This window comes from Streptomyces sp. WAC03905, from assembly GCF_057371075.1.
On sequence record NZ_JBXYDZ010000003.1, the window covers coordinates 5,794,436 to 5,820,060 of the forward strand.

General features: G+C 72.3%; 23 protein-coding genes and 1 tRNA gene. 14 read left to right on the forward strand and 10 right to left on the reverse strand.

Translation table 11 applies throughout. The annotated features are described in order from the left end of the window. Positions 1–4: 4 nt before the first annotated feature. Genes AC2RP6_RS28700 through AC2RP6_RS28710 form a run of 3 tightly spaced genes read right to left on the reverse strand, consistent with a single transcriptional unit; the run spans position 5 to position 2,360 of the window. Complete coding sequence (locus tag AC2RP6_RS28700) at positions 5–766, reverse strand: CoA-transferase subunit beta (RefSeq protein WP_486448798.1); 762 nt, start codon at positions 764–766, stop codon at positions 5–7. Further along, on the reverse strand, positions 763–1,614 hold the full coding sequence (locus tag AC2RP6_RS28705; protein WP_486448799.1) for a CoA transferase subunit A: 852 nt from the start codon (positions 1,612–1,614) through the stop codon (positions 763–765). The genes AC2RP6_RS28700 and AC2RP6_RS28705 overlap by 4 nt, the downstream gene beginning before the upstream one ends. Beyond that, a complete protein-coding gene (locus AC2RP6_RS28710) occupies positions 1,611–2,360 on the reverse strand; it encodes an enoyl-CoA hydratase family protein (RefSeq protein WP_486448800.1) in 750 nt (249 codons plus the stop codon). Before AC2RP6_RS28710 ends, AC2RP6_RS28705 begins: the two co-directional genes overlap by 4 nt. Before the next feature lie 56 nt (positions 2,361–2,416). Between AC2RP6_RS28710 and AC2RP6_RS28715 the strand changes: the two genes are divergently transcribed. Beyond that, positions 2,417–3,181, forward strand: coding sequence for an SDR family oxidoreductase (locus AC2RP6_RS28715; protein WP_486448801.1), 765 nt, complete (start codon positions 2,417–2,419; stop codon positions 3,179–3,181). 1 nt (position 3,182) lies between these two features. Then, positions 3,183–4,094 (forward strand): SDR family oxidoreductase, encoded by a 912-nt coding sequence (locus tag AC2RP6_RS28720; protein WP_486448802.1) that lies wholly within the window; start codon positions 3,183–3,185, stop codon positions 4,092–4,094. 218 nt (positions 4,095–4,312) lie between these two features. On the opposite strand, the gene AC2RP6_RS28725 is transcribed toward AC2RP6_RS28720, so the two are convergent. Both AC2RP6_RS28725 and AC2RP6_RS28730 read right to left on the reverse strand, forming a co-directional pair. Beyond that, complete coding sequence (locus tag AC2RP6_RS28725) at positions 4,313–4,996, reverse strand: HAD family acid phosphatase (protein ID WP_486448803.1); 684 nt, start codon at positions 4,994–4,996, stop codon at positions 4,313–4,315. 170 nt (positions 4,997–5,166) lie between these two features. Further along, positions 5,167–6,063, reverse strand: a complete 897-nt coding sequence (locus AC2RP6_RS28730; protein WP_486448804.1) for a hypothetical protein — start codon at positions 6,061–6,063, stop codon at positions 5,167–5,169. 171 nt (positions 6,064–6,234) lie between these two features. On the opposite strand from AC2RP6_RS28730, the gene AC2RP6_RS28735 reads away from it, so the two are divergent. From AC2RP6_RS28735 to AC2RP6_RS28770, 8 genes are all read left to right on the forward strand, one after another. Beyond that, positions 6,235–6,987: a S1 family peptidase gene (locus AC2RP6_RS28735; protein WP_486450483.1), complete on the forward strand. Its 753-nt coding sequence runs from the start codon at positions 6,235–6,237 to the stop codon at positions 6,985–6,987. Between the two features lie 284 nt (positions 6,988–7,271). Next, positions 7,272–7,925, forward strand: coding sequence for a response regulator (locus tag AC2RP6_RS28740; RefSeq protein ID WP_486448805.1), 654 nt, complete (start codon positions 7,272–7,274; stop codon positions 7,923–7,925). Positions 7,926–8,241: 316 nt separating this feature from the next. Further along, a complete protein-coding gene (locus AC2RP6_RS28745; RefSeq protein ID WP_486448806.1) occupies positions 8,242–9,432 on the forward strand; it encodes a sensor histidine kinase in 1,191 nt (396 codons plus the stop codon). Between the two features lie 67 nt (positions 9,433–9,499). Then, positions 9,500–9,859 (forward strand): chorismate mutase, encoded by a 360-nt coding sequence (locus tag AC2RP6_RS28750; RefSeq protein ID WP_486448807.1) that lies wholly within the window; start codon positions 9,500–9,502, stop codon positions 9,857–9,859. Between the two features lie 32 nt (positions 9,860–9,891). Beyond that, a complete protein-coding gene (gene pepN, locus AC2RP6_RS28755; protein WP_486448808.1) occupies positions 9,892–12,405 on the forward strand; it encodes an aminopeptidase N in 2,514 nt (837 codons plus the stop codon). 176 nt (positions 12,406–12,581) lie between these two features. Further along, the gene (locus AC2RP6_RS28760; protein ID WP_486448809.1) at positions 12,582–14,024 is read left to right on the forward strand and encodes a pyridoxal phosphate-dependent decarboxylase family protein; all 1,443 of its coding nucleotides are present in this window, start codon (positions 12,582–12,584) and stop codon (positions 14,022–14,024) included. Continuing rightward, positions 14,021–15,430, forward strand: a complete 1,410-nt coding sequence (locus tag AC2RP6_RS28765; protein ID WP_486448810.1) for a lysine N(6)-hydroxylase/L-ornithine N(5)-oxygenase family protein — start codon at positions 14,021–14,023, stop codon at positions 15,428–15,430. The genes AC2RP6_RS28760 and AC2RP6_RS28765 overlap by 4 nt, the downstream gene beginning before the upstream one ends. 81 nt (positions 15,431–15,511) lie before the next feature. Then, positions 15,512–17,002 carry a hypothetical protein gene (locus tag AC2RP6_RS28770; protein WP_486448811.1) on the forward strand — a complete coding sequence of 497 codons (1,491 nt, stop codon included), beginning with the start codon at positions 15,512–15,514 and terminating at the stop codon, positions 17,000–17,002. A 73-nt stretch (positions 17,003–17,075) separates the two neighbouring features. Here AC2RP6_RS28770 and AC2RP6_RS28775 read toward each other — a convergent pair whose 3' ends face one another. Beyond that, positions 17,076–18,878, reverse strand: coding sequence for a bifunctional metallophosphatase/5'-nucleotidase (locus AC2RP6_RS28775; RefSeq protein WP_486448812.1), 1,803 nt, complete (start codon positions 18,876–18,878; stop codon positions 17,076–17,078). 127 nt (positions 18,879–19,005) lie between these two features. Between AC2RP6_RS28775 and AC2RP6_RS28780 the strand changes: the two genes are divergently transcribed. The 3 genes from AC2RP6_RS28780 to AC2RP6_RS28790 all read left to right on the forward strand — a co-directional run bounded on the left by AC2RP6_RS28780 (position 19,006) and on the right by AC2RP6_RS28790 (position 22,051). Then, positions 19,006–19,710, forward strand: coding sequence for an SIMPL domain-containing protein (locus AC2RP6_RS28780; RefSeq protein ID WP_486448813.1), 705 nt, complete (start codon positions 19,006–19,008; stop codon positions 19,708–19,710). Positions 19,711–19,856: 146 nt separating this feature from the next. Next, on the forward strand, positions 19,857–21,284 hold the full coding sequence (gene pyk / locus AC2RP6_RS28785) for a pyruvate kinase (protein WP_486448814.1): 1,428 nt from the start codon (positions 19,857–19,859) through the stop codon (positions 21,282–21,284). Positions 21,285–21,466: 182 nt separating this feature from the next. Beyond that, positions 21,467–22,051: a GNAT family N-acetyltransferase gene (locus AC2RP6_RS28790; protein ID WP_486448815.1), complete on the forward strand. Its 585-nt coding sequence runs from the start codon at positions 21,467–21,469 to the stop codon at positions 22,049–22,051. Positions 22,052–22,097: 46 nt separating this feature from the next. Here the strand turns inward: AC2RP6_RS28790 and AC2RP6_RS28795 are convergent, their stop codons facing one another. Beyond that, positions 22,098–22,844, reverse strand: a complete 747-nt coding sequence (locus tag AC2RP6_RS28795) for a helix-turn-helix domain-containing protein (RefSeq protein WP_486448816.1) — start codon at positions 22,842–22,844, stop codon at positions 22,098–22,100. A 110-nt stretch (positions 22,845–22,954) separates the two neighbouring features. Continuing rightward, a tRNA-Leu gene (locus AC2RP6_RS28800) sits at positions 22,955–23,029 on the reverse strand. Between the two features lie 98 nt (positions 23,030–23,127). On the opposite strand from AC2RP6_RS28800, the gene AC2RP6_RS28805 reads away from it, so the two are divergent. Beyond that, positions 23,128–23,781, forward strand: a complete 654-nt coding sequence (locus tag AC2RP6_RS28805; protein ID WP_030664904.1) for an ANTAR domain-containing response regulator — start codon at positions 23,128–23,130, stop codon at positions 23,779–23,781. Between the two features lie 92 nt (positions 23,782–23,873). Here the strand turns inward: AC2RP6_RS28805 and AC2RP6_RS28810 are convergent, their stop codons facing one another. Both AC2RP6_RS28810 and AC2RP6_RS28815 read right to left on the reverse strand, forming a co-directional pair. Continuing rightward, the gene (locus tag AC2RP6_RS28810; protein WP_486448817.1) at positions 23,874–24,590 is read right to left on the reverse strand and encodes an ABC transporter ATP-binding protein; all 717 of its coding nucleotides are present in this window, start codon (positions 24,588–24,590) and stop codon (positions 23,874–23,876) included. Then, complete coding sequence (locus AC2RP6_RS28815; protein WP_486450484.1) at positions 24,587–25,624, reverse strand: ABC transporter ATP-binding protein; 1,038 nt, start codon at positions 25,622–25,624, stop codon at positions 24,587–24,589. The genes AC2RP6_RS28810 and AC2RP6_RS28815 overlap by 4 nt, the downstream gene beginning before the upstream one ends. Between the last annotated feature and the right edge of the window lies 1 nt (position 25,625).

The window sequence follows — 25,625 nt, forward strand, 5'->3', positions numbered from 1 at the left end:
CGGATCAGCCCCGCACTTCCCGGTCGCGCAACCCCTCCGGGTCGATCACCTCGCGGATCAGCCGCAGTTCCCCGTCGGTCGGCTCCCGCGTGTACGGGACCTCCTCGGGCACCGCCAGCTCGAAGCCGGTCGCCGCCCGGACCTGCTCCACGGTGACCCCCGGGTGCAGGGAGGCGAGCCGCATCGCGTGGCCCGGGCCCGCGAAGTCGAAGACGCCCAGATCGCTGACCACCCGGGGCAGCCGGTGGAAACGGGTCACCCCCGCCTCGGCGGCGCGGTCGTAGCCGACACCGCTGACCATGTCGACGCGCTCGACGAAGACCCGCGTCGAGTGCTTCGGGATCCAGTAACTCACCGGATTGTTGAGAGTGTTGACCGGAGCGCCGCGGACTCCGAGCAGCTGGCGGGCCGGCCGCTCCCAGTCGCCGATGCAGGAGATGTTCTGGTTGCCGAACCGGTCGATCTGGCTCGCGCCCATCATCACGTGGCGCCGGCCGCCGGTGACCATCGTCAGGTGGCGCCGGTACGGGAGCCAGCCCTCGGGCGTGCCGTCGAGCCCGACCAGCATGGCCTCGCCGTCCGTCAGCAGCAGGTCGGGGGAGAAGGTCCGCTTCGCGAGCCGGGCCCCGAAGGAGGGGATCAGGCCCATCGGGCTGGCGAGCACCTCGCCGTCGCCGCGCCAGGCCTCGGCGCACGCGATCACGCAGTACTCGGCGCGGGTGACGGAGGCGGAGGCGGTGGCATGGGTGGTGGTCGTCGTGGTCACTGCTGCTCCTCGTGCCAGGTCCGGACGGCCAGCTGGTAGTCGTGCTCGCCCGCCCCGGACAGGAAGCGCGCCGAGAACTCGGGCCAGGGGGTGCTCGCGTAGAGCTTCTGGAAGGCCTCGTCGCGTCCGTAGTCGGGGGCGCATGAGGTGAAGTGCGCGCCGTTCGGGGTCTCCACCACCCCGGTGACGGAGTGCCGGCTGACCAGGAGGGACTGCGGCGGCCCGGCCTTGGCCAGTTCGGCGGTCCCGACGAGCTGCTCGCAGGAGACGTAGGCGGCGTCGGCCGCCTCGCAGAACAGGTCGTCGAAGTACGGGTCCGGGCCCAGGTACTGGGCGTTGCCGAGCCGGTCGGCGCGGTTGAGGTGGACCAGCGCGGCGTCCATGCGCAGGGCGGGGACGGCGACGAGCTCCTCGCCGTCGGCGTAGGGCGAGGTGACCGTGCGCAGTTCCGGGTTGACCCGCATCACGTCGGAGCCGAGTCCGGCGCGGACGGGCAGGAAGGGCAGCCGGTTCGCGGCCGCGTGCAGGCCCCACATGAACATGGCCTCGTCGTACTCGGTCAGCGTGAGGGCCGCGCGTTCGCGGGCCGCCCGGAAGTGCGGCTCCAGCGCGATGGAGTCCAGGGTGGCGAAGGGGGCGACGAGCCGGCGGATCCGGCCCGCGGCCGCCAGCAGGCCCACGTCGGGGCCCCCGTACGAGATCACGGTGAGATCGGTGATCTCCGACCGGAGCAGGGCTCTGACCAGTGCCATGGGCTTGCGCCGGGACCCCCAGCCGCCGATCCCCAGGGTCATTCCGCTGCGCAGCTGCCCGACCACCTCGTCGACGGTCATGCTCTTGTCGCTCATGCGCGCTCTTCCTTCCCGAAGGTGTCGCGGACCCGGTCGGCCACCCCGCTGAGGTTGGCCTCGAAGGTGAAGCCCTGCTCGAAGCGGTAGCTGCGGCGCACGTCCACCGGATCGATCCCGTTGATGGCCGCCTTCGCCAGGCGGATCAGGTAGCCGTCCTTCTTCGCGATCTCGGCGGCCAGCTCCAGGGCGGCGCCGCGCAGCGCCCCGCGCGGGACCACCCTCCAGACCGAGCCGTGGGCGTGCAGTTCGGCGGCGGTCGCGGTGCGCGAGGTGTAGTAGAGGGCGCGCATCAGGTGCTGGGGGACCAGCCGGGCCAGGTGGGTGGCGGCGCCCAGGGCCCCGCGGTCGAGCTCGGGCAGGCCGAAGACGGCGTCGTCGGAGGCGACGATCGCGTCGGCGTTGCCGACCAGGCCGATCCCGCCGCCCAGGCAGAAGCCGTTCACGGCCGCGACGACGGGCACCTCGCACTCGTAGACGGCGGCGAACGCCTCGTAGCAGCCCCGGTTGGCGCCGATGAGGGCCGCGTGCCCGGTGTCGCGCTGCATCTCCTTGATGTCGACGCCCGCGTTGAAGCCGCGGCCCTCGGCGGCGAGGACCACGCAGCGCACGTCGGGGTCCCGCCCCGCGGTCCGCAGGGCGTCGGCCAGGTCGTACCAGCCCCGTACGGGCAGCGCGTTGACGGGCGGGAAGTCGACCGTGACCAGTGCGACGCCCTTGGCCGGGCCGGAGGTGGAGACACTCATGAGAGGATCCGCTACCTTTCCACCAAACATTTGTTAGGTGAGGAAGGTAGCAGCCCATGGAGCTCGACGGGAGGGTCGTCGTCGTCACCGGCGGAACCAGGGGCGTCGGTGCGGGGATCGCCCGGTCGTTCCTCGCGGCCGGAGCGGAGGTCGTCGTCTGCGCCCGGCGGCCCCCCGGCGAACCGGTGGCGGCGGGCGGCCGCGAGGTCTCCTTCACCGCGCTCGACCTGCGCGACGCCGGCGCCGTACGGGAGTTCTTCGACGCGGTCGGGGAGCGGTACGGGCGGCTCGACTGCCTGGTCAACAACGCCGGTGGGACCCCGTACCGCCTCCTCGGCGAGGGTGACGCCGAACGCCACGCTCGGGTCGTCGAGCTCAACCTCGTCGCCCCGATGACGGCCTCCCTGGCGGCCCGCCCCTGGCTGGAACGGGCCCGCGGCTCGGTGGTGATGATCGGCAGCGTCAGCGGTACCCGCCCCTCCCCGGGGACGGCGGCGTACGGGGCGGCCAAGGCGGGCCTGGAGAACCTGGCCCGGTCGATGGCCGTCGAGTGGGCGCCCGAAATACGGGTGAACTCGCTGGTGCTCGGCATGGTGCGGACCGAACTCGCGCACCTGCACTACGGCGACGGGGCCGGGATCGAGGCGGTCGGCCGGACCGTCCCGCTGGGCCGGCTCGCCGAGCCCGCGGACGTGGGCGACGCGGCGGTCTTCCTCGCCTCCGACCGGGCGCGGTACGTCAGCGGGGCCTCCCTGCTGGTGCACGGCGGCGGCGAGCGGCCGGCGTTCCTGGATGCGGCAACTGTCAACAAGGGGAGCTGAGATGGCGGGACTGTGCGAGGGCCGGGTCGTGATCGTGACGGGCGCGGGGCGGGGGCTGGGCCGGGCCCACGCGCTGGGCTTCGCCGCGGAAGGGGCGAAGGTCGTCGTCAACGACCTGGGCGTGGGACTGGACGGACGGCCCGACCCGCAGAGCCCGGCGGCGCAGGTGGTCCGGGAGATCGAGGAGCTCGGTGGCGAGGCCGTGGCGCACGGCGGGGACATCGCGACCGCGCAGGGCGCCGACTCCCTGGTGCGGGCCGCCGTCGACACCTTCGGGCGGCTCGACACCCTGGTCAACAACGCGGGGTTCCTGCGCGACCGGATGCTGGTGAACCTGGACGAGGACGACTGGGACGCGGTCGTGCGGGTCCACCTGAAAGGGCATTTCCTGCCGCTGCGGTCGGCCGCCGCGTGGTGGCGGGCGGCGGCCCGGGCGGGCCGCCCGGTGGCCGCCCGGGTCGTCAACACCTCCTCCGGGGCGGGCCTGCGGGGCTCCGTGGGCCAGGGCAACTACAGCGCGGCCAAGGCCGGCGTCCTCGGCCTGACCCTGGTCGCGGCGGCCGAGATGGGCCGGTACGGGGTGCAGGTCAACGCCATCGCCCCGGCGGCCCGGACGCGCATGACGGAAGAGACCTTCGCGCAGACGATGGCCGCCCCCGAGGACGGCGGCTTCGACGCGATGGCGCCCGAGAACGTGTCACCGCTGGTCGTCTGGCTCGGTGCGGACGCCTCCGCCGGGGTCACCGGGCGGGTCTTCGAGACCGAAGGCGGCCGGATCACCGTCATGGAGGGCTGGCGGCCCGGCCCCACCGGGGACTGCGGCGCCCGGCGCACGCCCGCGGAGGCGGGCGAGACGGCGCAGAAGCTCCTCGCGCAGGCCCGGCCCCCGCTCCCGGTCTACGGCTCCCGCTAGCGGGAGCCCGCCGTGGACCGGGGCGCGCCCCCCGGGCCGGACGCCCGTGGGGGCCGGGAACGGAAGCGGGCCCGGCCCCCTGGCGAGGGGTCGGGCCCGAGTCTTCGTCGGTGCGTTGGGATATGACTACCCGCTGGGTCCACCCGCTGAACCGCAGTCGGCCCATCTGTTGTGCGGAAAGTTGCGCGACGTCGCGCGGAAGCGGTCCCGCCGGTGCGTCAGGAGAGCTTGCCGTCGTAGTCCGGGAGCTTGACGGTGCGCTCGGCGTGCCCGCCGACCAGGTCGGTCGGGCTGTTCCCGATGTTCGCGATGATCGTGTAGCCGCGCGCCTCGATCTCCGCGCGCTTGGCCGTCTTGTAGGTGCTGACCTCCTCGAAGAGGTCGGGCAGGTCGCGGACGTAGAGCCCGGACACCGGGTAGCCGACGGACTTGAGGTTGTACTCGGTCAGCGAGTGGATGATCCCCGGGCGGGCCGTGACGAAGAAGACGGCGACGCCGCGCGCGTGGGCGTACTGGGTCAGCGCGCGCACCTTGGCGATCGCGGGGGTCGGGTACGTCCAGAACCAGTGGAAGTCCGTCTCCAGGGAGGTGTTGTCGATGTCGAGGACGAGGGCCGGCTTCTCGCCGGCGGGCGAGTTCGCGATGCGCTGCTCGATGGCGGGCCGGGCCGCGTCGACGGCGGCGGCCACCTCCCGCTGCCAGGTGGCGTAGTCGATGCCGAGTATCGCCGCGTTGCCGCCCGGCGCGGACCCGGCCGCGGGCGCCGGTGCGGAGACGGGCGCGGGCGCGGCGACCGGGGCGGCCTCGGCCGCGGTGGCCGGAACGAGCGTCAGGACGGCGGCTGCTGCGGCGAGGCCGGCGGCGGCGGTACGGGGCGTTCGGGTGCGGCGGGGCAGGCGCATGTGGGGTGCTCCTCGGTCACGAATTGACATGGACGTGACCAGAGTTGGCGAGAACCGCACCCGTGTCTACTGGCCGGTAGGAAACTTTTCGCGACCGACCGGTGAATGATCAAGCCATATGCGGGCGGACCGGGCCCCGCTCGGCCGGACCCGCCCCCGCGGGTGCGCCGCTACGTGTCGCAGTCGAGCACCGAGCGGCACAGTCCGCACCGGGCCCGCAGCCGTCCGCCCACGGCGACCCGCACCCGCTGCTGGCACACCGGGCACGGGAAGCTGACCCGCAACCCCGCCCCGGACCCGTCGGGTTCGAAGCGGTACGCCGAACCGTCCGCCGGAACGGCCCCGCCGCGCCGCGCCCTCGCGTACCGCCGCCGCGCGCCCGGGCCCGCGGCCGCGAGCGGAGCCCGGCGGAGGTCCCGGGCCGCCCGCGCGCTCCCGCGCACGTACGCCTCGTACGCCTGGGGGCTGGTGAACCACGGGGACGGGTCCTCGCCGAACAGCGCCGCCCGCTTGGCGAGGACGTAGCCGAACTCCTCCGGCGTCAGGTATCCCAATCGCTGGTGGCCGAGGGCGTCCTCCCGGTAGGCGTCGAGAAGCAGCCAGCCCGCCCCCAGGTAGGCGGCGGCGGTGTCGGTGAGGATCTCGTTCTCCGCCGGATCGGGGAAGGCGAGTTCCAGCCGGTGCAGCAGTACGTGGGCGGCCTCGTGCGACAGGGCGGCCGCGAGGTCCCGCCGGTGCGTGCGGAAACGGTCGTTGACCTCGACGAAGTACTCGGGCCCCGCCGCCAGCTCCACCGTGGCCGCCTCCTCCATCGGCCGGAAGGCGACCACCATCCGCGCGTCGGGCAGCCGCAGCGCGCGCACCACGCCCGAGGCCACCCGCTGCGCCCCCAGGTGCAGATCGTCGCCGGCGCCGAAGGCCGCGTCGGCGGGGGAGAGGCTCGTGGCGTAGGCGCGGACCCCGTCGGCCGACATGCGCCGGAAGAGCGCGGTGATCGAGGCGCGCACCGTCGCCAGGTGCGGAAAACCGTGCTCGATGGTCCCGCGCCGCCCGCCGTTCTCCTTCATCGGATGCCCCTTACCGCAATCCCTGTGGCTCTGGCGGCAGTTGGCCGAAACTGCCTTCTTGTTGGCCGCCATCCTCCTGATGTGTCATGGACCCGTCATTCCCCGATGACACGCACGGCCCAACCCCCCACGAAAGGCAGTGTGTTGACCGTGACCAGCCTTGTGCGATTCATGAAGCGCACCCTCGCCGTCGGCGCCGTCGCCCTCGCGGCCGTCAGCCTCCAGCCCGGCACCGCCACCGCCGGCACCGCACCCGTCGTAGGCGGCACCCGAGCCGCCCAGGGAGAGTTCCCCTTCATGGTGCGCCTCTCCATGGGCTGCGGCGGCGCCCTCTACACCCAGCAGATCGTCCTCACCGCCGCCCACTGCGTGAACGGCTCCGGCAACAACACCTCCATCACCGCCACCGCCGGAGTCGTCGACCTCAACAGCTCCAGCGCCATCAAGGTCAAATCCACCAAGGTCCTGCGCGCCCCCGGCTACAACGGCACCGGCAAGGACTGGGCCCTGATCAAGCTCGCCAAGCCCATCAACCTGCCCACCCTCAAGATCGCCGAGACCAAGGCCTACGACAACGGCACCTTCACCGTCGCCGGCTGGGGCGCCACCCGCGAAGGCGGCGGCCAGCAGCGCTACCTCATGAAGGCCACCGTCCCCTTCGTCTCCGACGCCGCCTGCGGCGCCGCCTACAGCGACCTCGTCCCCGGTGAGGAGATCTGCGCCGGCCTCATCGACCAGGGCGGCGTCGACACCTGCCAGGGCGACTCCGGCGGCCCCATGTTCCGTCGCGACAACGCCGGGGCCTGGATCCAGGTCGGCATCGTCAGCTGGGGCATCGGCTGCGCACGCCCCGACTACCCGGGCGTCTACACCGAGGTCTCCACCTTCGCCGCCCAGATCAAGAGCGCCGCGGCCACCCTGTAGGTCGTGTCCGCACGGTCCCGCCTGCCCGATGGGGTACGCCCTCCGGGTGGCCGGGCGCTCCTGTGCGGACACCCCCCGGCCCCGTCCCGGCCCCACCCGCGACCTGGTCCTCCCGGCCCGCCACGCACCGGCCGGGGGGACCGGGTCGTATCCCAGAAGGCCCGCCCGCCGGCCCCCCGGGACACCCCTGCGACGGCCCGCCGTGCGGTTGCGGGCCGACCCGCGCACCGGTCCCATGGGAGGGAGGCGGAGGCAGCGGGCGACAGCAGTGGGGCAGGTGGCGCATGGCGATCAGCGTGGTCATCGCGGACGACCAGGAGATGGTCAGGACCGGCTTCCGGATGATCCTCGAAAGCCAGCCGGACATCGAGGTCCTCGCCGACGTCGTCGACGGAGCGGCGGCCCTCGCCGCCGTCGCCGAGCACCACCCCGACGTCCTGCTCCTCGACATCCGCATGCCCGGGCTCGACGGCCTCGAAGTCACCCGGCGCCTGTCCGGCAGCGACCGGCCCCGCATCGTCATCGTCACCACCTTCGACCTCGACGAGTACGTCCACGCGGCGCTCCACGGCGGAGCATCCGGCTTCCTCCTGAAAGACGCAAGCCCCGCCATGCTGGTTGAAGCGGTACGGGCGGCAGCCGTCGGAGACGCCCTCGTCTCGCCCGCCATCACCGTGCGACTGCTGCGCGAGATGGCCCCGAGCACCCCGGCCTCCCGGGCCCGCCGCCCCGGCGAACCGCTCACCGAACGCGAACGCGACGTCGTACGCTGCCTCGCCCGCGGCATGACCAACGCCGAGATCGCCGGCGAGCTCTACGTCTCCCTCTCCACCGTCAAGACCCACCTGGCCAACGTCCAGGCCAAGCTCGACGCCCGCAACCGCGTCGAGATCGCCGCCTGGGCCTGGGAAAGCGGCCTGGCCGCCACCACGGCGTGACCACCCCCACCCGCCCCGCCGCGGGGCCGGCGACATCACCGACTCCCGCCACGCCGTCCGCCGCACTTCGCGCCGCCGGGCCCGGTAGATCCCAGCCCCGCCGACGTTTGAGGCGCGGAGTCCGGGGCGGAGCCCCGGGAAGCCCCGGCGCAGCCGCCCCGCCACCCCCGGAGCGCGCCCGCACGGCCCCCCGTACCCCCACGACCGCACCCGCCACCCGGGCCCCGGCCCCCGTCCCGCACGGCCCCGGCGCAGCCGACCGCACCCGGGCCCCGGCCCCCGTCCCGCACGGCCCCGGCGCAGCCGGAGGGGCGCCGTGAGCCCCCTCAGCGGCTGGGCCCGCACCCACCCGCACACCGCGCCCTGGCTCCGCCTCGTCCTCACCCTCGCCCTCCTCGCCCTCGTCACCTTCGAGGGCGTCGAGCTGGCCGGCCACCCCAGCCTCCCGCACGCAGCCCTGTGGGCCTCCGGCATCCTCGTCTGCCTCAGCGCCGTACCCTGGCCGGCCGTCCCCCTCCTGCCCCGCGCCTGGTTCGCCGCCGCCGTCAGCTGGACCGTCACCCTCCTGCTGATCCTCGGCCACCACCCCCTCGCCGTCTGGGGCGCCGGCGAGGCCGTCGCCCTCCTCGTCCTCCTCACCCAGGTGATCCTCCACGCCCCCGCCCGCACCGCCGCCGTCCTCGGCCCCCTCCTCGGCCTCGGCTGCATGGCCGTACCCGCCCGGGACACCGACCCCGGCCGGTTCACCCTGCTCTTCTCCGTCCTCGCCGTCGTCGTCGGCGCGTACTCCGTCCTGCTGCGCCTCCAGGCCACCCAGCGCCTCCTCGACCTGCGCGCCGTCCGCACCGCCGAACGCCTCGAACTCGCCCGCGAGCTCCACGACCTCGTGGCCCACCACGTCACCGGCATCGTCGTCGAGGCCCGCGCCGCCCGCTTCACCCAGGTCTCCGCCGAACGCGCCGCCGAGGTCCTCGGCCGCATCGAAACCGCCGGCGACGAAGCCCTCGGCTCCATGCGCCGCCTCGTCACGATCCTCCGCGACCACGACGACGACCCCACACCCGCCACCCCGGACGCCACCGCCACCGCCACCCCCACCGGCGCCACCACCCCCGTCGCCGGCCTCGCCGACATCCGCGGGCTCACCGAACGCTCCTCCCGGACCGGCCCGCCCGTCGTCCTCTCCGTGGAGAAGGGCCTGGAGGACCGCCTCCCCGCGCACGTCGCCGCCACCGCCCACCGCATCGTCCGCGAAGCCCTCACCAACACCGCCAAGCACGCCGCCACCGCCACGGCCGTACGCGTCACCCTGCGCACCGTCCCCGCCGGCCTGGAAGTCCGCATCGCCGACGACGGCGGCCGGCCCGCCCGCCTCTCCGACAAGGCCCGCGGCGGCGGCTACGGCCTCGCCGGCATGGCCGAACGCGCCGAGGCCCTCGGCGGCCACCTCACCGCGGGCCCCGGCCCCGAGGGCGGCTGGGTCGTCACCGCCGTCCTGCCCCTGTGACCGACGCCGTCTCACAGGCCGACATGCCCCGCGACCTGCGCGCCCGCGCCACGTAAGCTCGACAACCATGAACATCAGCGACCTCGACAACGGCACGGGCAACGGCAACGCCAACGGCGCCGCCGGCGGCATCGACGAGAGCGTCACCGCCGAACTCGCCCGCCTGCGGGACAGCATCGACAACATCGACGCCGCCGTCGTCCACATGCTCGCCGAACGCTTCAAGTGCACCCAGCAGGTCGGCCACCTCAAGGCGCGCCACCAGCTGCCCCCCGCCGACCCGGGCCGCGAGGCCAGTCAGATCGCCCGGCTCCGCCAGCTCGCCGAGAACGCCAAGCTCGACCCCGCCTTCGCGGAGAAGCTCCTCAACTTCATCATCGCCGAGGTCATCCGCCACCACGAGACGATCGCCGCCGGCGAGGAGTAACCACTCGGGGTCCGGCCGCCCCCTGGGGCAGCATGGGCCCCATGTCCGCACTGACGCGCAACGAAGCGCAGCTCCGAGCCCAGCTCCTCGACGTCCACGACTACATCGTCGGCCTCGACCTCACCACCGGCGACGACACCTTCGACTCCGCCACGACCATCCGGTTCACCGCCCGCACCGCCGGCGACACCTTCGTGGAGCTGAAGCCCGAAGAACTGCGCTCCGCCACCCTCGACGGCCACCCCCTCGACCCGGCGACCCTCGACGACAACCGCCTCCCGCTCGCCCTCACCGCGGGCGACCACGAGCTGCGCATCGACGCCCGCATGCGCTACTCCCGCACCGGCGAGGGCCTGCACCGCTTCACCGACCCCGCCGACGGCGAGACGTACGTCTACAGCCAGATGTTCCTCGACGACGTCCAGCGCGTCCTCGCGGCCTTCGACCAGCCCGACCTCAAGGCCGTCTTCCAGTTCACCGTGACCGTCCCCGCGCACTGGACCGTCCTCGCCAACGGCGTCACCACCCGCCTCGCGGACCGCGACATCGACGGCGCCGTCATCTGGCAGTCCGCCCCCACGCCCCTCATCTCCACCTACCTCGCCGCCGTCGCCGCGGGCCCCTGGCACAGCGTGACCACCGAACACGCCGGACTGCCCTTCGGCATCCACTGCCGCCGCTCCCTCGCACCCCACATGGACGCCGACGCCGACGAGATCCTCTCCATCACCAAGGCCTGCTTCGACCGCTACCAGGTCAAGTTCACCGAGCCCTACCCCTTCGACTCCTACGACCAGGCCTTCGTACCCGAATTCAACGCCGGCGCCATGGAGAACCCCGGCCTCGTCACCTTCCGCGACGAATTCATCTACCGCTCCGCCGTCACCGACACCGAACGCGAATCCCGCGCCATGGTCATCGCCCACGAGATGGCCCACATGTGGTTCGGCGACCTCGTCACCCTCGCCTGGTTCGACGACATCTGGCTCAACGAGTCCTTCGCCGAATACATGGGCTACCAGACCCTCACCGAAGCCACCCGCTTCACCGACACCTGGACCGCCTTCGGCGTGACCCGCAAACCCTGGGGCTACGAAGCCGACCAGCGCCCCTCCACCCACCCCGTCGCCCCCGACGACGTACCCGACACCGCCTCCGCCCTCCTCAACTTCGACGGCATCTCCTATGCCAAGGGCGCATCCGCGCTGCGCCAACTCGTCGCCTGGCTCGGTGAGAAGGACTTCCTGGCCGGCATCAACACCCACTTCGCCCGCCACAAGTTCGCCAACGCCTCCCTCGCCGACTTCATCGACTCCCTCGCCGCCCACACCGAACGCGACGTCCGGGGCTGGGCCGACGCGTGGCTGCGCACCACCGGCATCGACACCCTCACCCCGCGCATCGAGGACGCCCCCGAAGGCACCGCCGGCTGGACCCTCACCGTCGACCGCGACGGCAGCCGCCCCCACCACATCGCCGTCGGCGTCTACGACCGCGACCCCGTCGACGGCCGCACCCTGGAACTGCGCGAACTCCTCGACCTCGACGTCCCCTCCGACGAGGTCGTCTCCACGAGCGGCACCCGTCCCGCCCTGCTCCTCCTCAACGACGCCGACCTCACCTACGCCAAGATCCGCCTCGACGACACCTCCCTCGAAACGGTCCTGCGCAGCCTCTCCGGCATCCCCGAGGCCCTCACCCGCGCCGTGGTCTGGAACTGCCTGCGCGACATGGTCCGCGACGGCGCACTCGACCCGCAGGACTACCTGGCCACCGCCCAAGCGCACCTGCCCGAAGAACACGACCTCGCCATCGTCCAGGGCGTCCTCGCCTTCGCCCGCAACGAGATCGCCGTCCGCTACCTCGCCCCCGAGGACCGCACGGCCGCGCTGGCCACCCTCACCACCATCGCCCGCGACCTCCTGCGCCGCACCGAGGACGGCTCGGAGCCCGGCATGCGCCTGACCGCCGTACGCAGCCTCGTGGGCAGCGCCACCCAGCCCGACACGATCGCCGCCTGGCTCGCCGACGACACCGTCCCCGGCGGCCCCGCCCTCGACCCCGAACTGCGCTGGCGCATCCTCGGCCGCCTCGCCGTCCTCGGCGCCGTCGGCGAGAGCGACATCGACGCCGCCCTCGCCGCCGACCCCAGCGCCACCGGCGAGGAAGGCGCCGCCCGCTGCCGCGCCGCCCTGCCCACCGCCGAAGCGAAGGCCGCCGCCTGGGACCGCCTCTTCCACGACGACAGCCTGTCCAACTACCTCTTCAGCGCCACCGCCCAGGGCTTCTGGCAGCCCGAACAGGCCGACCTCACCGCCGAGTACGTCAGCCGCTTCTACCCCGAAGCCGTCGCCCTCGGCGCCCGCCGCGGCCCCGCCATCGGCGAGGCCGCGGGCCGCTACGCCTTCCCGGTGTACGCCGTCGACGAAGCCAACCTCAAGGCGGGCCGGGACTGCCTCGCCGACCCGGACCTCATCCCGCTCCTGCGCCGCAAGCTCGTGGACCAGCTGGACGACCTGGCCCGCGCCCTCCGCGTCCGCGGCTGACCCCGGCCCCGGCCCCTGCCCTGCGGGGGTCGCTCGACGGGCCGGGGGACCGGGGCCGGCCCCGGCCCCGGCCGCTCCGGGATTCGGACAAACCCCGGCGGTTACCCCATTCGGGTCTGATCGTTGTACTGGCCGGGTGCTTCTCACCGCACCCCGGCCAGCCCCCGGAGGTCCCGATGACAGCGCCGCACGGCACCCGGCATCCCGGCCCGCCGCAAGACCCCGCGACCGCGCCGCACGGCACACCGCACGGCTCGCCGCTCGCCGGCGGAGCCACCGGCGCCCGCGCCCTGCGGCCGCTCCTCGACACCGTCCTCGACGCCCTCCGCACCGGCGCGGCCGAACGCCCCGGACCCCTCCCCGCCGGCGGCCCCGCCGCCGTCACCGCCCGGGTCAGAGCCGCACTGGGCGACGTACTGCCCGACCACGGCACCGGCGACCACGAAGCGCTGCGCAGCCTCGTCCACGCCCTCGCCGCAGGCGCCGCGGACCCCGCCCACCCCCTCTGCGCCGCCCACCTGCACTGCCCGCCGCTGGCCGTCGCCGCCGCCGCGGACCTCGCCGCCAGCGCCCTCAACCCCTCCCTCGACTCCTGGGACCAGGCCCCCGCCGCCTCCGCCCTCGAAGCCGAACTCACCCGCACCCTCGCCGCCGAGTTCTACGACACCCCCCGCCCCGACGCCCTCGTCACCACCGGCGGCACCGAAGCCAACCAGCTCGCCCTGCTCCTCGCCCGCGAACGCCACGGCCCCCGCCTCACCGTCCTGCACGGAGCCAACGCCCACCACTCCGTCCCCCGCGCCGCATGGCTCCTCGGCCTGCCCCCGGCCACCGAAATCCCCACGCCCACCGGCGTCCTCGACCCCACCCGCCTCGCCGAAGCCCTCGCCACCACCCCCGGCCCCACCCTCGTCGCCGCCACCGCCGGCACCACCGACGCCGGACTCATCGACCCCCTCCCGGCCCTCGCCGACCTCTGCGACCAGCACCGCGCCGACCTCCACGTCGACGCCGCCTACGGCGGCCTCCTCGCCCTCAGCCCCCGCCACCGGCACAAACTCGCAGGCCTCGGCCGCGCCCACTCGCTCACCGTCGACCTGCACAAACTCGGCTGGCAGCCCGTCGCCGCCGGACTCCTCGCCGTCCCCGACACCGCGCTCCTCGCCCCCCTCGCCCACCAGGCCGACTACCTCAACGCCACCGACGACACCGAAGCCGGCCTCCCCGACCTCCTCGGCCGCTCCCTGCGCACCACCCGCCGCCCCGACGCCCTCAAGATCGCCGCCACCCTGCGCTCACTCGGCCGTGACGGCCTCGGCCACCTCATCGACCGCACCTGCGCCCTCGCCCAGCACCTCGCCCAGCGCCTCGACGCCCACCCCGGCTTCGAACTCCACTCGGCACCCACCATCAGCACCGTCCTCTTCCGGCCCACCCACGCCACCGACGACGAACTCGCCACCCGGCGCCGCGCCCTCCTCCACCAAGGCCTCGCCGTCCTCGGCCGCACCCACGCCGACGGCCGCCTGTGGCTCAAAGCCACCCTGCTCAACCCGCACACCACGGCGGGAGACCTGGACACCCTCATCGCCCATCTGGAAGGCAGCACCCACCGATGACCGCCCAGCTCGATGCACCCCACGACCTCGTCGGAATCGGCATCGGACCGTCCAACCTGTCCCTCGCCGCCCTCGCCCACGGCCTGCCCCAGCAAGGAGCGGGCGAACTCGCCACCGTCTTCTACGAGCAGCGCCGCGACTTCCGCTGGCACCCGGGACTCCTCATCGAGGGCGCCACCCTCCAAGTGCCCTTCCTCGCCGACCTCGTCACCCTCGCCGACCCCGCCAGCCCCTGGAGCTTCCTCAGCTACCTCAAGCACAAGGAACGGCTCTACCCCTTCTACTTCGCCGAGCAGTTCCACATCCACCGCGCCGAATACGACGCCTACTGCCGCTGGGTCGCGGGCCGCGTCCCCGGACTCCACTTCGGCCACCAGGTCGACGCCGTCCGCTGGAACCCCGAACGCGACCTCTTCGAAGTCGACTACACCCAGCTCGACCCCGCCGGCGAAGCCGAAGCCCTCGGCCGCACCCACACCCGCAACCTCGCCCTCGGCATCGGCACCGCCCCCCACATCCCCGAACCCCTGCGCCCCCTCGCCGAAGCCCCCACCGTCCCCGTCATCCACTCCGCCGACTACCTCGACAACCGCCAACGCATCCTCGGCGCCGAACACGTCACCGTCATCGGATCCGGCCAGTCCGGCGCCGAAGTCTTCCTCGACCTGCTCCGCGCCCGCCCCACCGGCCGCGAACGCCTCACCTGGCTCGCCCGCACCCCCTCCTTCGCGCCCATGGAGTACTCGAAACTCGGCCTCGAACACTTCACCCCCGACTACACCCGCTACTTCCACTCCCTCCCCGAACCCGTCCGCGACCACCTCGTCCCCGCCCAGTGGCAGCTCCACAAGGGCATCGACACCGCCACCATCGCGGCCATCCACGACGAGCTCTACCGGCGCACCCTCGACGGCGGCTGGCCCGACGCCGTCCTGACCCCCGGAGTCACCGTCCGCACCGCCGGACGCGTCGCCACCACCAAGGTCGAACTCCACCTCGAACACGCCGAGCAGGGCGCCCGCTCCCGCCTCACCACCGACGCCGTCGTCCTCGCCACCGGCTACCGGGAACGCCCCCTCACCCGCCTCCTCGCCGGCCTCGACCCCTACCTGCGCAAGGACTCCTCGGGCCGCCCCCGCATCGACGACCGCTACCGGATGGTCCTCGACCCCTCCGTCACCGGCAGCATCTTCGTCCAGAACGGCGAACGCCACACCCACGGCGTCGGCGCGCCCGACCTCGGCCTCGCGGCCTGGCGCAGCGCCGCCATCCTCAACACCCTCACCGGCAAGGAGGCCTACCCCCAGCCCCCGCGCACCGCCTTCACCACCTTCGGCCTGGAACAGCGCGAACACACCCGCCCCCGCCCCGCCGGCGAACTGCTCCCGCTCGTCGAACACCCGTAGCCCCGGCCCCGGGACACCCCGGGGACCTCCCCGGCGGACCCCTCGGCCCACTGCACCTGACCTGCGGCTATCGTCGCCGTCATGCAGCGAACCAGTGCCGACGGGGTCACCGTCCTGTGGGAGGCCGCCCCCACCCCCGGCCCCCTCACCGCCGTCCTCTCCTTCGGCACCGGTGTCCGGGACGAGACCGCCCCCACCCTCGGCGTCACCCGCCTCGTCGAAACCCTCGTGACCACCCACCTCGGCAGGCGCCCCCACGAGTTCAGCAGCTCCGTAGAGGAGGAGACGACCCACTTCGCCGTCAAAGGCACCCCCGAACAGGTCACCGGCTTCCTCCACGCCGTCTGCAGCGCCCTCCACGACCTGCCGACGCAGTACATGGAGCACGCCACCCGCCTTCTCGGCCTGCACGCACCCCTCACCCGCGACCACCGCGGCGCCGAACCCCTCAACGCCCGCTACGGGCCGCACGGCCTCGGCCTCGTCGCGCACCAGGACCCCGACATGTACGCCAGGCTCGGCCCCGACACCGCCCGCACCCACGCCGCCACCCACTTCACCCGCGGCAACGCCGTCCTCGCCCTCGACGGCCCCCCGCCCCCCGCACTCGACCTCCCGCTGCCCGAAGGCCCCCGCCCGGACCGGCCGGCCCCCCGCCTGCGCGCCGGCGTACCCGGCACCTGGCAGCACCGCCTCGTCGACACCGTCTCCCTCCTGCTGACCTCACGGGTCCACGAACCCGCCGCCGTCGCCGCCTGCCACGTCCTGAGCCACCGCGTCGAACACCTCACGCACGACACGCGCGGCACGGCCGACGGGGTCACCGTCCACTGCTTCCTCCGCGACCGCCTCACCCTCGACCGCGTCCTCGTCCTGCGCCCCGCCGACGGCCACGCCGAGGAAACCGCCGGCGTCCTCTGGAACGAGGCCCAGCGCCTCGCCCGCACCGGCCCCACCCGGCCGGAACTCGACGCCTTCACCGAGCACACACGCGCCGGACTCAGCTGCCACGACGGCCACTGCGGGCACGACCGCTGGATGTCCCTCCACCGCGCCCTCGGCAGCGAGCACCTCGGCCTGCCCCACCACGACACCGCCACCCTCCTCGCGCAGTACGCCGCCGTCACCCCGCAGGACGTCGCCGACCACCTGCAACGCGTCCTCACCGAAGCCGTGCTCGTCGTGCCGCCCCGCGTCCACCCCCGGCCCGCCACCCCCCGCGGCGCCCCCCTGCCCAACTCCACCTGCTGGCGCGTCCACGGCGCGCACCCGGCCACCCCCGGCCTCCGCTTCCGCAAGACCCCCCTCCGCCGCCTCATCACCCCCCGCGACGAGAGCGGCGAATACGTCCTCACCCCCTGGGGCCTCGTCGTCCGCGACGGCAACCACGACGAACACGACATCCGCTTCGACGAGATCGCCCTCGTGCGCCACGAGGGCCCCGGCCGCGTCGTCCTCACCGGCTGCGGCTGCGACCTGCACATCCACCCGGACCACGTCGCACGCGGCGAGCGCCTCATCGCGGCCATCGACGCCGCCGTCCCCGCCCACCTCGTCCACACCGACGCCTGAGACGCCGTCGGAAACACGCGCGGGGCCGGTGCCCGCCGCCGCGGACACCGGCCCCGTCACGGGCGAGCACCGGCTAGAACACCGGCACGCCCGCCCGCGTCAGCCGCCAGTCCACCGACGCGAACTGCGCCGGGTCGATCGTCCCCTTCGCCTTCACCCACGCGATGATCGTGTTGCGGATCTCGTCCGAGTTCGACCACAGCTGCTTGGCCTGCGGCACGTGCGGGAAGTTGCCGCCGCCCGACGCCCGGTAGTTGTTCACCGCCAGCACGAACTGCGCCGCCGGATCCAGCGGCTTCCCCTGGAACGACAACCCGGAGATCCGCGAACCCGCCGGCTGCGCGATGTCGATGTCGTACGCCAGCCCGTACACCGCGTCGTAGTTGTAGTCCGGAATCGCGTCGGCGTTCGTCAGCTTCGCCGGGTCCACCGCGTCGCCCGGCGCCGTCCGTACGAAGTACCGGGCCGAGAACTCCAGGTAGTCCTTCAGCTGGGCCCCCGTCAGCAGCCGCGCCTCCATCGTGTTCTCGAACGGGTACAGACCCGCCGCGTCCCGGATCGTCACCTGACCCGCCGGGATCGACGCCGTCCGCGAGAAGCACGAAGCCTGCGACAGCACCGGCAGCGCCGCCCACTCCGTACCCGCCAGCGCCGACTTCACCGTCTCCGCCTGCACGTGGTTGATCAGATCGATGATCGCCACGTCCTTGACCGGACCCTCCGCCGACGACATCGCCTGCGTCGAGGTGCCGATCACCTGGTTCACGTACGCCACGACCTTGCGGTGCTCGTCCGACAGCAGCCGCGTGATCTTCGCGTCCTCCGCCACCGTGTTGGAGTTCAGCACCTTCGCCGCGACCTTCGCCACCGACCAGCGGCCCTTCTCCCACGTCAGCTCGAAGTCGAACAGCGTCAGCCGCTGCCCCCACTTCAACGGCTCCGACAGCACCACGTCCTTGCCGGTCGCCCTGTTCTTCACCCGGTACTCCGGGATCTCCGTGTGCGCGTGACCGACCAGGATCGCGTCGATCCCCGGCACCTGCTCCGCCACCAGCGCCGCCGCGTTCTCGACGTACGGCAGCTGGTCACCGTAGGACGACGTACCGCTCGACCCCGAGTGCGCCGACACGATCACCACGTCCGCACCCATCGACCGCAGCCGCGGCACGTACTTCGCCGCCTGCTCCTCCAGCCCCGGGAACGTCATCTTCCCCTGCACGTTCGCCTTGTCCCACAGCGCGATCCCCGGGTTCGTCAGCCCCAGTACCGCCACCTTCACGTCCCGGCCGTGCGGGGTCCGCAGCCGGTGCATGCTGTACGGCGCGAACGCCGGCCTCAGCGTCTTCGCATCCAGCGCGTTCGCCCCCAGCAGCGGGAAGTCGCACTGCTCCTCGAACTTCCGCAGCACCGGAATGCCGTAGTTGAACTCGTGGTTGCCCAACGCCGCCGCGTCATAGCCGATCGCGTTCATCGCCTGCGCCATCGGATGCACCGGACCGCGCCGCGCCGTGATCGGGTCGACCTTCGCGTAGTAGTACGAAAGCTGCGTGCCCTGGATGGTGTCACCCGCGTCGATGAGCAGCGTGTTGCAGCGCCCCTTCTCCGCCCGCACCTGGTCCACCAGCGTCGAGATCTTCGCCAGGCCGACGTCGTTGTGCGCCTTGTCGTCGAACTCCTTGTCCGTGAAGTAGTCCCAGTTGAAGACGTTCCCGTGCAGGTCGGTCGTCCCCATCACCGTGAACGCGTACGTCCGCGGACCCTTCCTCTGCGCATCCTGCTGCGCGGCGGCCGCCGGGGTGCTCGTGGCCCCCGCCAGCGCCACGGCCGCACCCGTGGCGGCCGTGGTCCCTATGAATGTCCTGCGGTCGAACGCCATGCCGTCTCCCTCGTGAGGCCTGAACAACGCGCGTAGATTCTGACCCACTGGTAACAAGCCGCAACACCCCCGTCAGGTTTCGATCCGGTGACCACACCCGAACGGGCGACAGTGCGAGAGTGAATCCATGACCCAGGACGCATCGCACCAGCCCTACGGGACCCCCGAAGCACCCCGCGTCGCCGTCCGCGGCGAAGCCCGGCTCGAAGTCGACCCCGAAATCGCCCGCATCGGCATCACCGTCAGCGCGCGCGGCACCGACCGCCGCACGGCGCTGGACGACCTCACCCGGCGCAACAGCGCCGTCCTCGACCTCGTCAAGAGCTACGGCGACACCGTCGAGAAGATCGAAACGGGCGCCCTGTCCATCACCCCCGAACTCACCCGCCACGGCCGCGCCGAACGCGTCCGCGCCTACCACGGCCGCGTCCACATCACCGCCGAACTCAGCGACTTCACCACCCTCGGCGAACTCACCACCCGCCTCGCCGACCTCGAACTCACGCAGGTCGACGGCCCCTGGTGGGCCCTGCGCCCCACTTCACCCGCCCACGGCCAGGCCCGCCGGCAGGCCGTCCTCGAAGCCGTCCAGCGCGCCCGCGAGTACGCCGAAGCCCTCGGCGCCCGCCTCGCCGCCCTCGTCGAACTGGCCGACCTCGGGGCCGAGGACGCCACCCCCTTCCCCCAGGCTCCCGGCGGAGCCATGCGCACCATGGCCTTCAGCGCAGCCGAGGACGGGGGCGGCCCCCCGCCGCTCGACCTCGAACCCCAGCGCCAGACCGTCCACGCCCAGGTGAACGCCCGCTTCACGATGACCCCGCCGCAACTCTGAAACGCGTACAAAACGGGCCCTCGGGGGTGCTCATCGGAGCACCCCCATGCACATTCAACAGTTGTCAACAACCTTTTGCTCAAAGGTTGTTGAGTGGACACCCGGAAGCGATTACCTACCCATTGGTAGGGGAATACGCTCGCCCCATGCGCCGAGCGAAAATCGTATGTACCCTGGGCCCCGCCACCGACTCATACGACCAGATCAAAGCACTGGTCGAAGCCGGAATGGACATCGCCCGCCTCAACCTCAGCCACGGCACCTACGCCGAACACGAGGAGCGCTACCAGCGCGTACGCAAGGCCTCCGACGAGACCGGCCGCAGCGTCGGCATCCTCGCCGACCTTCAAGGCCCGAAGATCCGCCTCGGCCGCTTCCGCGAAGGACCCGTACTCCTTGAACGCGGCGACGACTTCACCATCACCGTCGAAGACCACGAAGGCGACCGCCACACCTGCGGCACCACCTACAAGGGCCTCGCCGCGGACGTCACCACCGGCGAACGCATCCTCGTCGACGACGGCCGCGTCACCCTCGAAGTCACCGCCGTCGACGGACCCCGCGTCCGCACCCGCGTCATCGAAGGCGGCATGGTCTCCGACCACAAGGGCCTCAACCTCCCCGGCGTCGCCGTCTCCGTCCCCGCCCTCTCCGACAAGGACATCGAAGACCTCCGCTGGGCCCTGCGCACCGGCGCCGACGTCATCGCCCTCTCCTTCGTCCGCAGCGGCCGCGACATCGACGACGTCCACCGCGTCATGGACGAAGAAGGCCGCCGCCTCCCCGTCATCGCCAAGATCGAGAAGCCCCAGGCCGTCGACAACATCGACGACATCGTCGCCGCCTTCGACGGCATCATGGTCGCCCGCGGCGACCTCGGCGTCGAAATGCCCCTGGAACAAGTCCCCATCGTCCAGAAGCGCGCCGTCAAACTCGCCAAGCGCAACGCCAAACCGGTCATCGTCGCCACCCAGATGCTCGACTCGATGATCGACAACTCCCGGCCCACCCGCGCCGAAGCCTCCGACGTCGCCAACGCCGTCATCGACGGCACCGACGCCGTGATGCTCTCGGGCGAGACCAGCGTCGGCAAGTACCCCGTCGAAACGGTCAGGACGATGTCCCGCATCGTCGAAGCCGCCGAGGAAGACATCCTCGCCAAGGGCCTCCCGCCCCTCACCGACCGCAACAAGCCCCGCACCCAGGGCGGGGCCGTCGCCCGCGCGGCCGCCGAGATGGGCGACTTCCTCGACGCCAAGTTCCTCGTCGCCTTCACCCAGAGCGGCGACACCGTCCGCCGCCTCTCCCGCTACCGCTCACCCATCCCCCTCCTCGCCTTCACCCCCGACCCCGCCACCCGCTCCCAGCTCAACCTCACCTGGGGCGTCGAAACCTTCCTCGGCCCCCACGTCGACTCCACCGACGCCATGGTCGCCCAGGTCGAAGAAGAACTCCTGCGCATCGGCCGCTGCGTCACCGGCGACGTCGTCGTCATCACCGCCGGCTCACCCCCCGGTGTCACCGGCTCCACCAACCTCGTCCGCATCCACCACATCGGCGACGCCGTCCGCTGACCCACCCGCGCACCCACCCCACCGCGCCGGGACACCCGGCGCGGTGCACGGACGCCCGCACGGCGCGCCACCACCACCCCGCGCCGCCGGCCCCTTCCGCCGACCTCGGCGGTGACGGCGACCTGCCGCAGCCACCGGAAAAGGGCTGGCAACGGGGCCGGCGGCCGAGTAGGAAAGGCGCCATGAGCACCTCCGCACGGACGTTCGTCCGCACCACGCTCGACCTCGGCGACGCGACGCTCCACCCGTGGGGACGCGAGCCCGCCGGACCGGAACTGCTGGACGCCCTCGTCACCGCCGCCGCCGACCCGGCCATCGCCCTCTGGAACCCCCTCGCCACGGCCGACCACAAAGCCGCGCAGACCTGGATCGAAGCCCGCGGGGACGGCTGGGACCGCGGCGCGGGCGCCGCCTTCGCGGTCCTGTCCGCCACCGACCGCGCCCTGCTCGGTACCGTCAACCTGCGCTGGGTCGACCGGACGGACGGCCTGGCCATGATCGGCTACTGGCTCCTGCCGGACGGCCGCGGCCGAGGCCTCGCCACCCGCGCCACCCGGGCCGTCACCACCTGGGGCATCCGCACCGCCGGCGCCCGCCGCATCGAACTCGCCCACGCCGTCGGCAACGAAGCCTCCTGCCGGGTCGCCCACCGCTGCGGCTACCTCCCCGAGGGCATCCTGCGCGCATCCCACCAGTTCGGCGACGGCCGCCACCACGACGAACACCTCCACGCCCGCCTCGCCACCGACCCGGAACCCCACCCATGACCCCGAACGTCCCCCACCGCACCCCACACGACGCCGCGGCGGCGGCCTAGTACTTCGGCCCGACGTGCGCGTCCATCAGCGCGACGGAGCCCTTGCGAGCGATGGAGACGTTGAACGGGTCGCTGCCGCGAGCGAGCATTGTCCACTGGACGCCGACCTTCGTGAGCGTGTCGGTGCAGAGCTTCCGGATGTCGTCGGACTTGTTGGTGAAGAAGTACCGCGGGTACTCGTAGCGCTTGCCGTTGCGGACCGTCCAGTTGGTGACCCGGCACCCGTCGGAGTGGATCAGCCCCCGGATGAACTCCCACGGGTGGGCGTCGACGATCTCCTGCTGCCAGCCTTCGAGGACGATCCGCCGCTCGTGCTTCCTGCCCGGCCCGTGCTGCGGGAACAGGCACCTCCAGTGCCGCCCGTAGCTGGTGACGTTGACGCACCCCTGCCGTTGCACCACATGGACCTTGTCGGACGGCCGCACCGCCACGATGGCTGCGCGACATTGCTCGATCAGGCCGGGCCAGGCGTCCGCGCAGGCGATGCGCAGGTAGTGGCCACCCTTCGGGTGCGAGCTGATGCAGCCGTCCCCGAGGTACAGGCCGAGGAGGTAGGCGTATGCCGCCGGGTCGGCCGGACCTGCGCACGGCCGGGCCTGGTGGAGACGGGCCACGGGTTCGACGCGGGCGCGCCAGGACCGGATGGCGGCTCGGGATATTCCGGTTTCCCGGCTGACGGAATTGATGCTGCGGCCGTCGCTCAAGAGCCTGAGGGCGTGCTTGCGGGTTGCGATGTCGTACACGTGGCCGACGCTGCTGCGTCTTTTCCTGACGCGTCGCGCATTTCGGAAGCATGCCGCCGAAAAGAGTGAAGGTCACGCATTCTCGCGTGACCTTGGAAAAGAAGGAAAAGTGCCCCGGGTCGGACTCGAACCGACACTGTATGGGTTTTGAATCCATCGCCTGCTGCCAATTGGGCTACCGGGGCCCCGCGAATCGAAGGTTTACCCCGACCCGCTGCGAGTCCACCTTACCGTAGCTAGGTAGGCTCGGGGGAGCAGTAATGCCCCGTATCAAGGAGCCCCCGTGACCGCCGAGCACGAGTCGACGCCCACGCCCGACGCCGACCAGTCGCACGTTCCGCCGTTGACGACCCGCGTCGTCATCGCCGAGGACGAGGCGCTCATCCGTCTCGACCTCAAGGAGATGCTCGAAGAAGAGGGCTACTCCGTCGTCGGCGAGGCCGGCGACGGCCAGACGGCCGTCGAGCTCGCCCGTGAGCACCGGCCCGACCTGGTCATCCTCGACGTGAAGATGCCCGTGCTCGACGGGATCTCCGCCGCCGAGAAGATCGCGCAGGAGTCCATCGCGCCCGTCCTGATGCTGACGGCGTTCTCGCAGCGCGACCTCGTCGACCGCGCCCGGGACGCCGGGGCCATGGCGTACCTCGTCAAGCCGTTCAGCAAGAGCGACGTGGTGCCGGCCATCGAGATGGCGGTGTCCCGGTTCGCCGAGCTGCGTGCGCTGGAGCAGGAGGTCGCGGACCTGTCGCAGCGGCTGGAGACCCGCAAGCTGGTCGACCGGGCGAAGAGCATCCTGCAGACGCAGTACGGGCTGACCGAGCCCGCCGCGTTCCGGTGGATCCAGAAGTCCTCCATGGACCGCCGCATGTCGATGCAGCAGGTCGCCGAGGTGGTCATCGAGGACGCCGAGGCGAAGAAGAAGGAGAGCGGGAAGTAGTTCCCGCTCGGGGCGCTCGGTGCGCTCCGGGTGTCCCGGGACATGCGTGAGGCCCGCCTCCCCCCGAGGGGAGGCGGGCCTCACACGTTCTGTCAGTCCTCGCCGAGGTAGGCCTTGCGGACGTCCTCGTTGTGGAGGAGGTCCTGGCCGGTGCCGGAGAGGACGATCTTGCCGATCTCCATGACGTGCGCCTGGTCGGCGAGCGAGAGCGCCGCCTGGGCGTTCTGCTCGACGAGCAGGATCGTCATGCCCGAGGCCTTGAGCTCGGAGATGGTCGACATGATCTTCTGCATCATCAGCGGGGACAGGCCCATGGAGGGCTCGTCCAGCATGAGGAGCTTCGGCTGGCACATGAGCGCGCGGCCCATGGCGAGCATCTGCTGCTCACCGCCCGAGAGGGTGCCGGCGGCCTGCTTGCGACGCTCGCCCAGGATGGGGAAGAGGTCGTATGCGCGCTGGATGTCCTTCTCGATGCCGTCCTTGTCGGTGCGGAGGAAGGCGCCGAGCTGGAGGTTCTCCTCGATCGTCAGCCTGGGGAAGATGTGGCGTCCCTCGGGGGAGTGCGCCAGCTTCAGGGAGACGATCTTGTGGGCGGGGACACCGACGATGGGCTGGCCGTCGAAGGTGATGCTGCCCGCGGTGGGCTTCAGGAGCCCGGAGAGGGTGCGCAGGGTGGTGGTCTTGCCGGCGCCGTTGGTGCCGACGAGGCAGACGATCTCGCCCTGGTTGACCTCGAAGGAGATTCCCTTGACGGCTTCGATCTTGCCGTAGGCGACCTTGAGGTCCTCGACCTTGAGCAGTGCGGTCACTTGGCCTCTCCTTCCGTGCTGGTGGTGCTGGTGGTGCCGGTGGTGCTGTCGGCGTCCGGGTCGGCCGCGGGGGCCGCGTCGTCGGCCGGGGCTTCCGCCTCGTTCTCGGGCTCGGCGGCAGCCTCGGGCTCGGCCTCGGCCTCGGGCTCCGCGTCCGCTTCGGTCGCGGTCTCCGCCTCGGCGTGGGCCTCGGCCGCCTCGACCTCGGCGACCTCGGCCGCTCCCGGCTCGCCCTCGAAGGGGGTGCCGAGGTACGCCGCGATGACGCGCTCGTCGCCCTGGACCTCGGAGGCGGTGCCTTCGATGAGCTTCTCGCCCTGGACGAGACAGGCGACGCGGTCGCACAGGTTGAAGATGAAGCGCATGTCGTGCTCGATGACGAGTACGGCGATGCCCATGTCCCGGATCGCGAAGATGAGTTCTTCGGCGGCGCGGGTCTCCTGCGGGTTCATGCCGGCGGTGGGCTCGTCCAGGAGGATGAGGCCCGGGTCGCTGGCGAGTGCGCGGGCGATCTCCAGCTTGCGCTGCTCGCCGTAGGGGAGGTTCTTCGCGAGGTGGTCGGCCTTGTGCTCCAGGCCGATGAACTCGAGGAGTTCCATGGCGCGTGCCTCGCTGGCGGCTTCGGCCTTCTTGAAGCCGGGGCCGCGCAGCAGGGCGGACCAGAGGCCTTCCTTGGTTCGGGTGTGGCGTCCGACGAGGACGTTCTCCATCACCGTCATGTTGTGGAAGAGCCGGATGTTCTGGAAGGTGCGGGCGACGCCGGCCTCGGTGACCCGGTGGGGCTTGGGCGGGAGGACCTTGCCCTTGTAGGTGACGGAGCCCTCGGTGGGGACGTACAGCCCGGTGAGGCAGTTGAAGAAGGTGGTCTTGCCGGCGCCGTTGGGGCCGATGAGTCCGACGATCTCGCCCGCGTTGACCTGGAGGTCGACGCCCTTGACGGCGGTGAGGCCGCCGAAGCGCATGGTGACGCCCTTGGCTTCGAGGACCGTGGTCTTCGTGGTCGTCGTGGTGGTGGTGTCCGTGGTGGTCGTCATG

What these genes read in the sequence shown, in the direction of transcription:
- AC2RP6_RS28705 (WP_486448799.1), bottom strand. Translation starts at nt 1,614, where the DNA reads ATGAGCGACAAGAGCATGACCGTCGACGAGGTGGTCGGGCAGCTGCGC.
- AC2RP6_RS28710 (WP_486448800.1), bottom strand. Translation starts at nt 2,360, where the DNA reads ATGAGTGTCTCCACCTCCGGCCCGGCCAAGGGCGTCGCACTGGTCACG.
- AC2RP6_RS28715 (WP_486448801.1), top strand. Translation starts at nt 2,417, where the DNA reads ATGGAGCTCGACGGGAGGGTCGTCGTCGTCACCGGCGGAACCAGGGGC.
- AC2RP6_RS28720 (WP_486448802.1), top strand. Translation starts at nt 3,183, where the DNA reads ATGGCGGGACTGTGCGAGGGCCGGGTCGTGATCGTGACGGGCGCGGGG.
- AC2RP6_RS28725 (WP_486448803.1), bottom strand. Translation starts at nt 4,996, where the DNA reads ATGCGCCTGCCCCGCCGCACCCGAACGCCCCGTACCGCCGCCGCCGGC.
- AC2RP6_RS28730 (WP_486448804.1), bottom strand. Translation starts at nt 6,063, where the DNA reads ATGAAGGAGAACGGCGGGCGGCGCGGGACCATCGAGCACGGTTTTCCG.
- AC2RP6_RS28735 (WP_486450483.1), top strand. Translation starts at nt 6,235, where the DNA reads ATGAAGCGCACCCTCGCCGTCGGCGCCGTCGCCCTCGCGGCCGTCAGC.
- AC2RP6_RS28740 (WP_486448805.1), top strand. Translation starts at nt 7,272, where the DNA reads ATGGCGATCAGCGTGGTCATCGCGGACGACCAGGAGATGGTCAGGACC.
- AC2RP6_RS28750 (WP_486448807.1), top strand. Translation starts at nt 9,500, where the DNA reads ATGAACATCAGCGACCTCGACAACGGCACGGGCAACGGCAACGCCAAC.
- pepN (WP_486448808.1), top strand. Translation starts at nt 9,892, where the DNA reads ATGGGCCCCATGTCCGCACTGACGCGCAACGAAGCGCAGCTCCGAGCC.
- AC2RP6_RS28760 (WP_486448809.1), top strand. Translation starts at nt 12,582, where the DNA reads ATGACAGCGCCGCACGGCACCCGGCATCCCGGCCCGCCGCAAGACCCC.
- AC2RP6_RS28765 (WP_486448810.1), top strand. Translation starts at nt 14,021, where the DNA reads ATGACCGCCCAGCTCGATGCACCCCACGACCTCGTCGGAATCGGCATC.
- AC2RP6_RS28770 (WP_486448811.1), top strand. Translation starts at nt 15,512, where the DNA reads ATGCAGCGAACCAGTGCCGACGGGGTCACCGTCCTGTGGGAGGCCGCC.
- AC2RP6_RS28775 (WP_486448812.1), bottom strand. Translation starts at nt 18,878, where the DNA reads ATGGCGTTCGACCGCAGGACATTCATAGGGACCACGGCCGCCACGGGT.
- AC2RP6_RS28780 (WP_486448813.1), top strand. Translation starts at nt 19,006, where the DNA reads ATGACCCAGGACGCATCGCACCAGCCCTACGGGACCCCCGAAGCACCC.
- pyk (WP_486448814.1), top strand. Translation starts at nt 19,857, where the DNA reads ATGCGCCGAGCGAAAATCGTATGTACCCTGGGCCCCGCCACCGACTCA.
- AC2RP6_RS28790 (WP_486448815.1), top strand. Translation starts at nt 21,467, where the DNA reads ATGAGCACCTCCGCACGGACGTTCGTCCGCACCACGCTCGACCTCGGC.
- AC2RP6_RS28815 (WP_486450484.1), bottom strand. Translation starts at nt 25,624, where the DNA reads ATGACGACCACCACGGACACCACCACCACGACGACCACGAAGACCACG.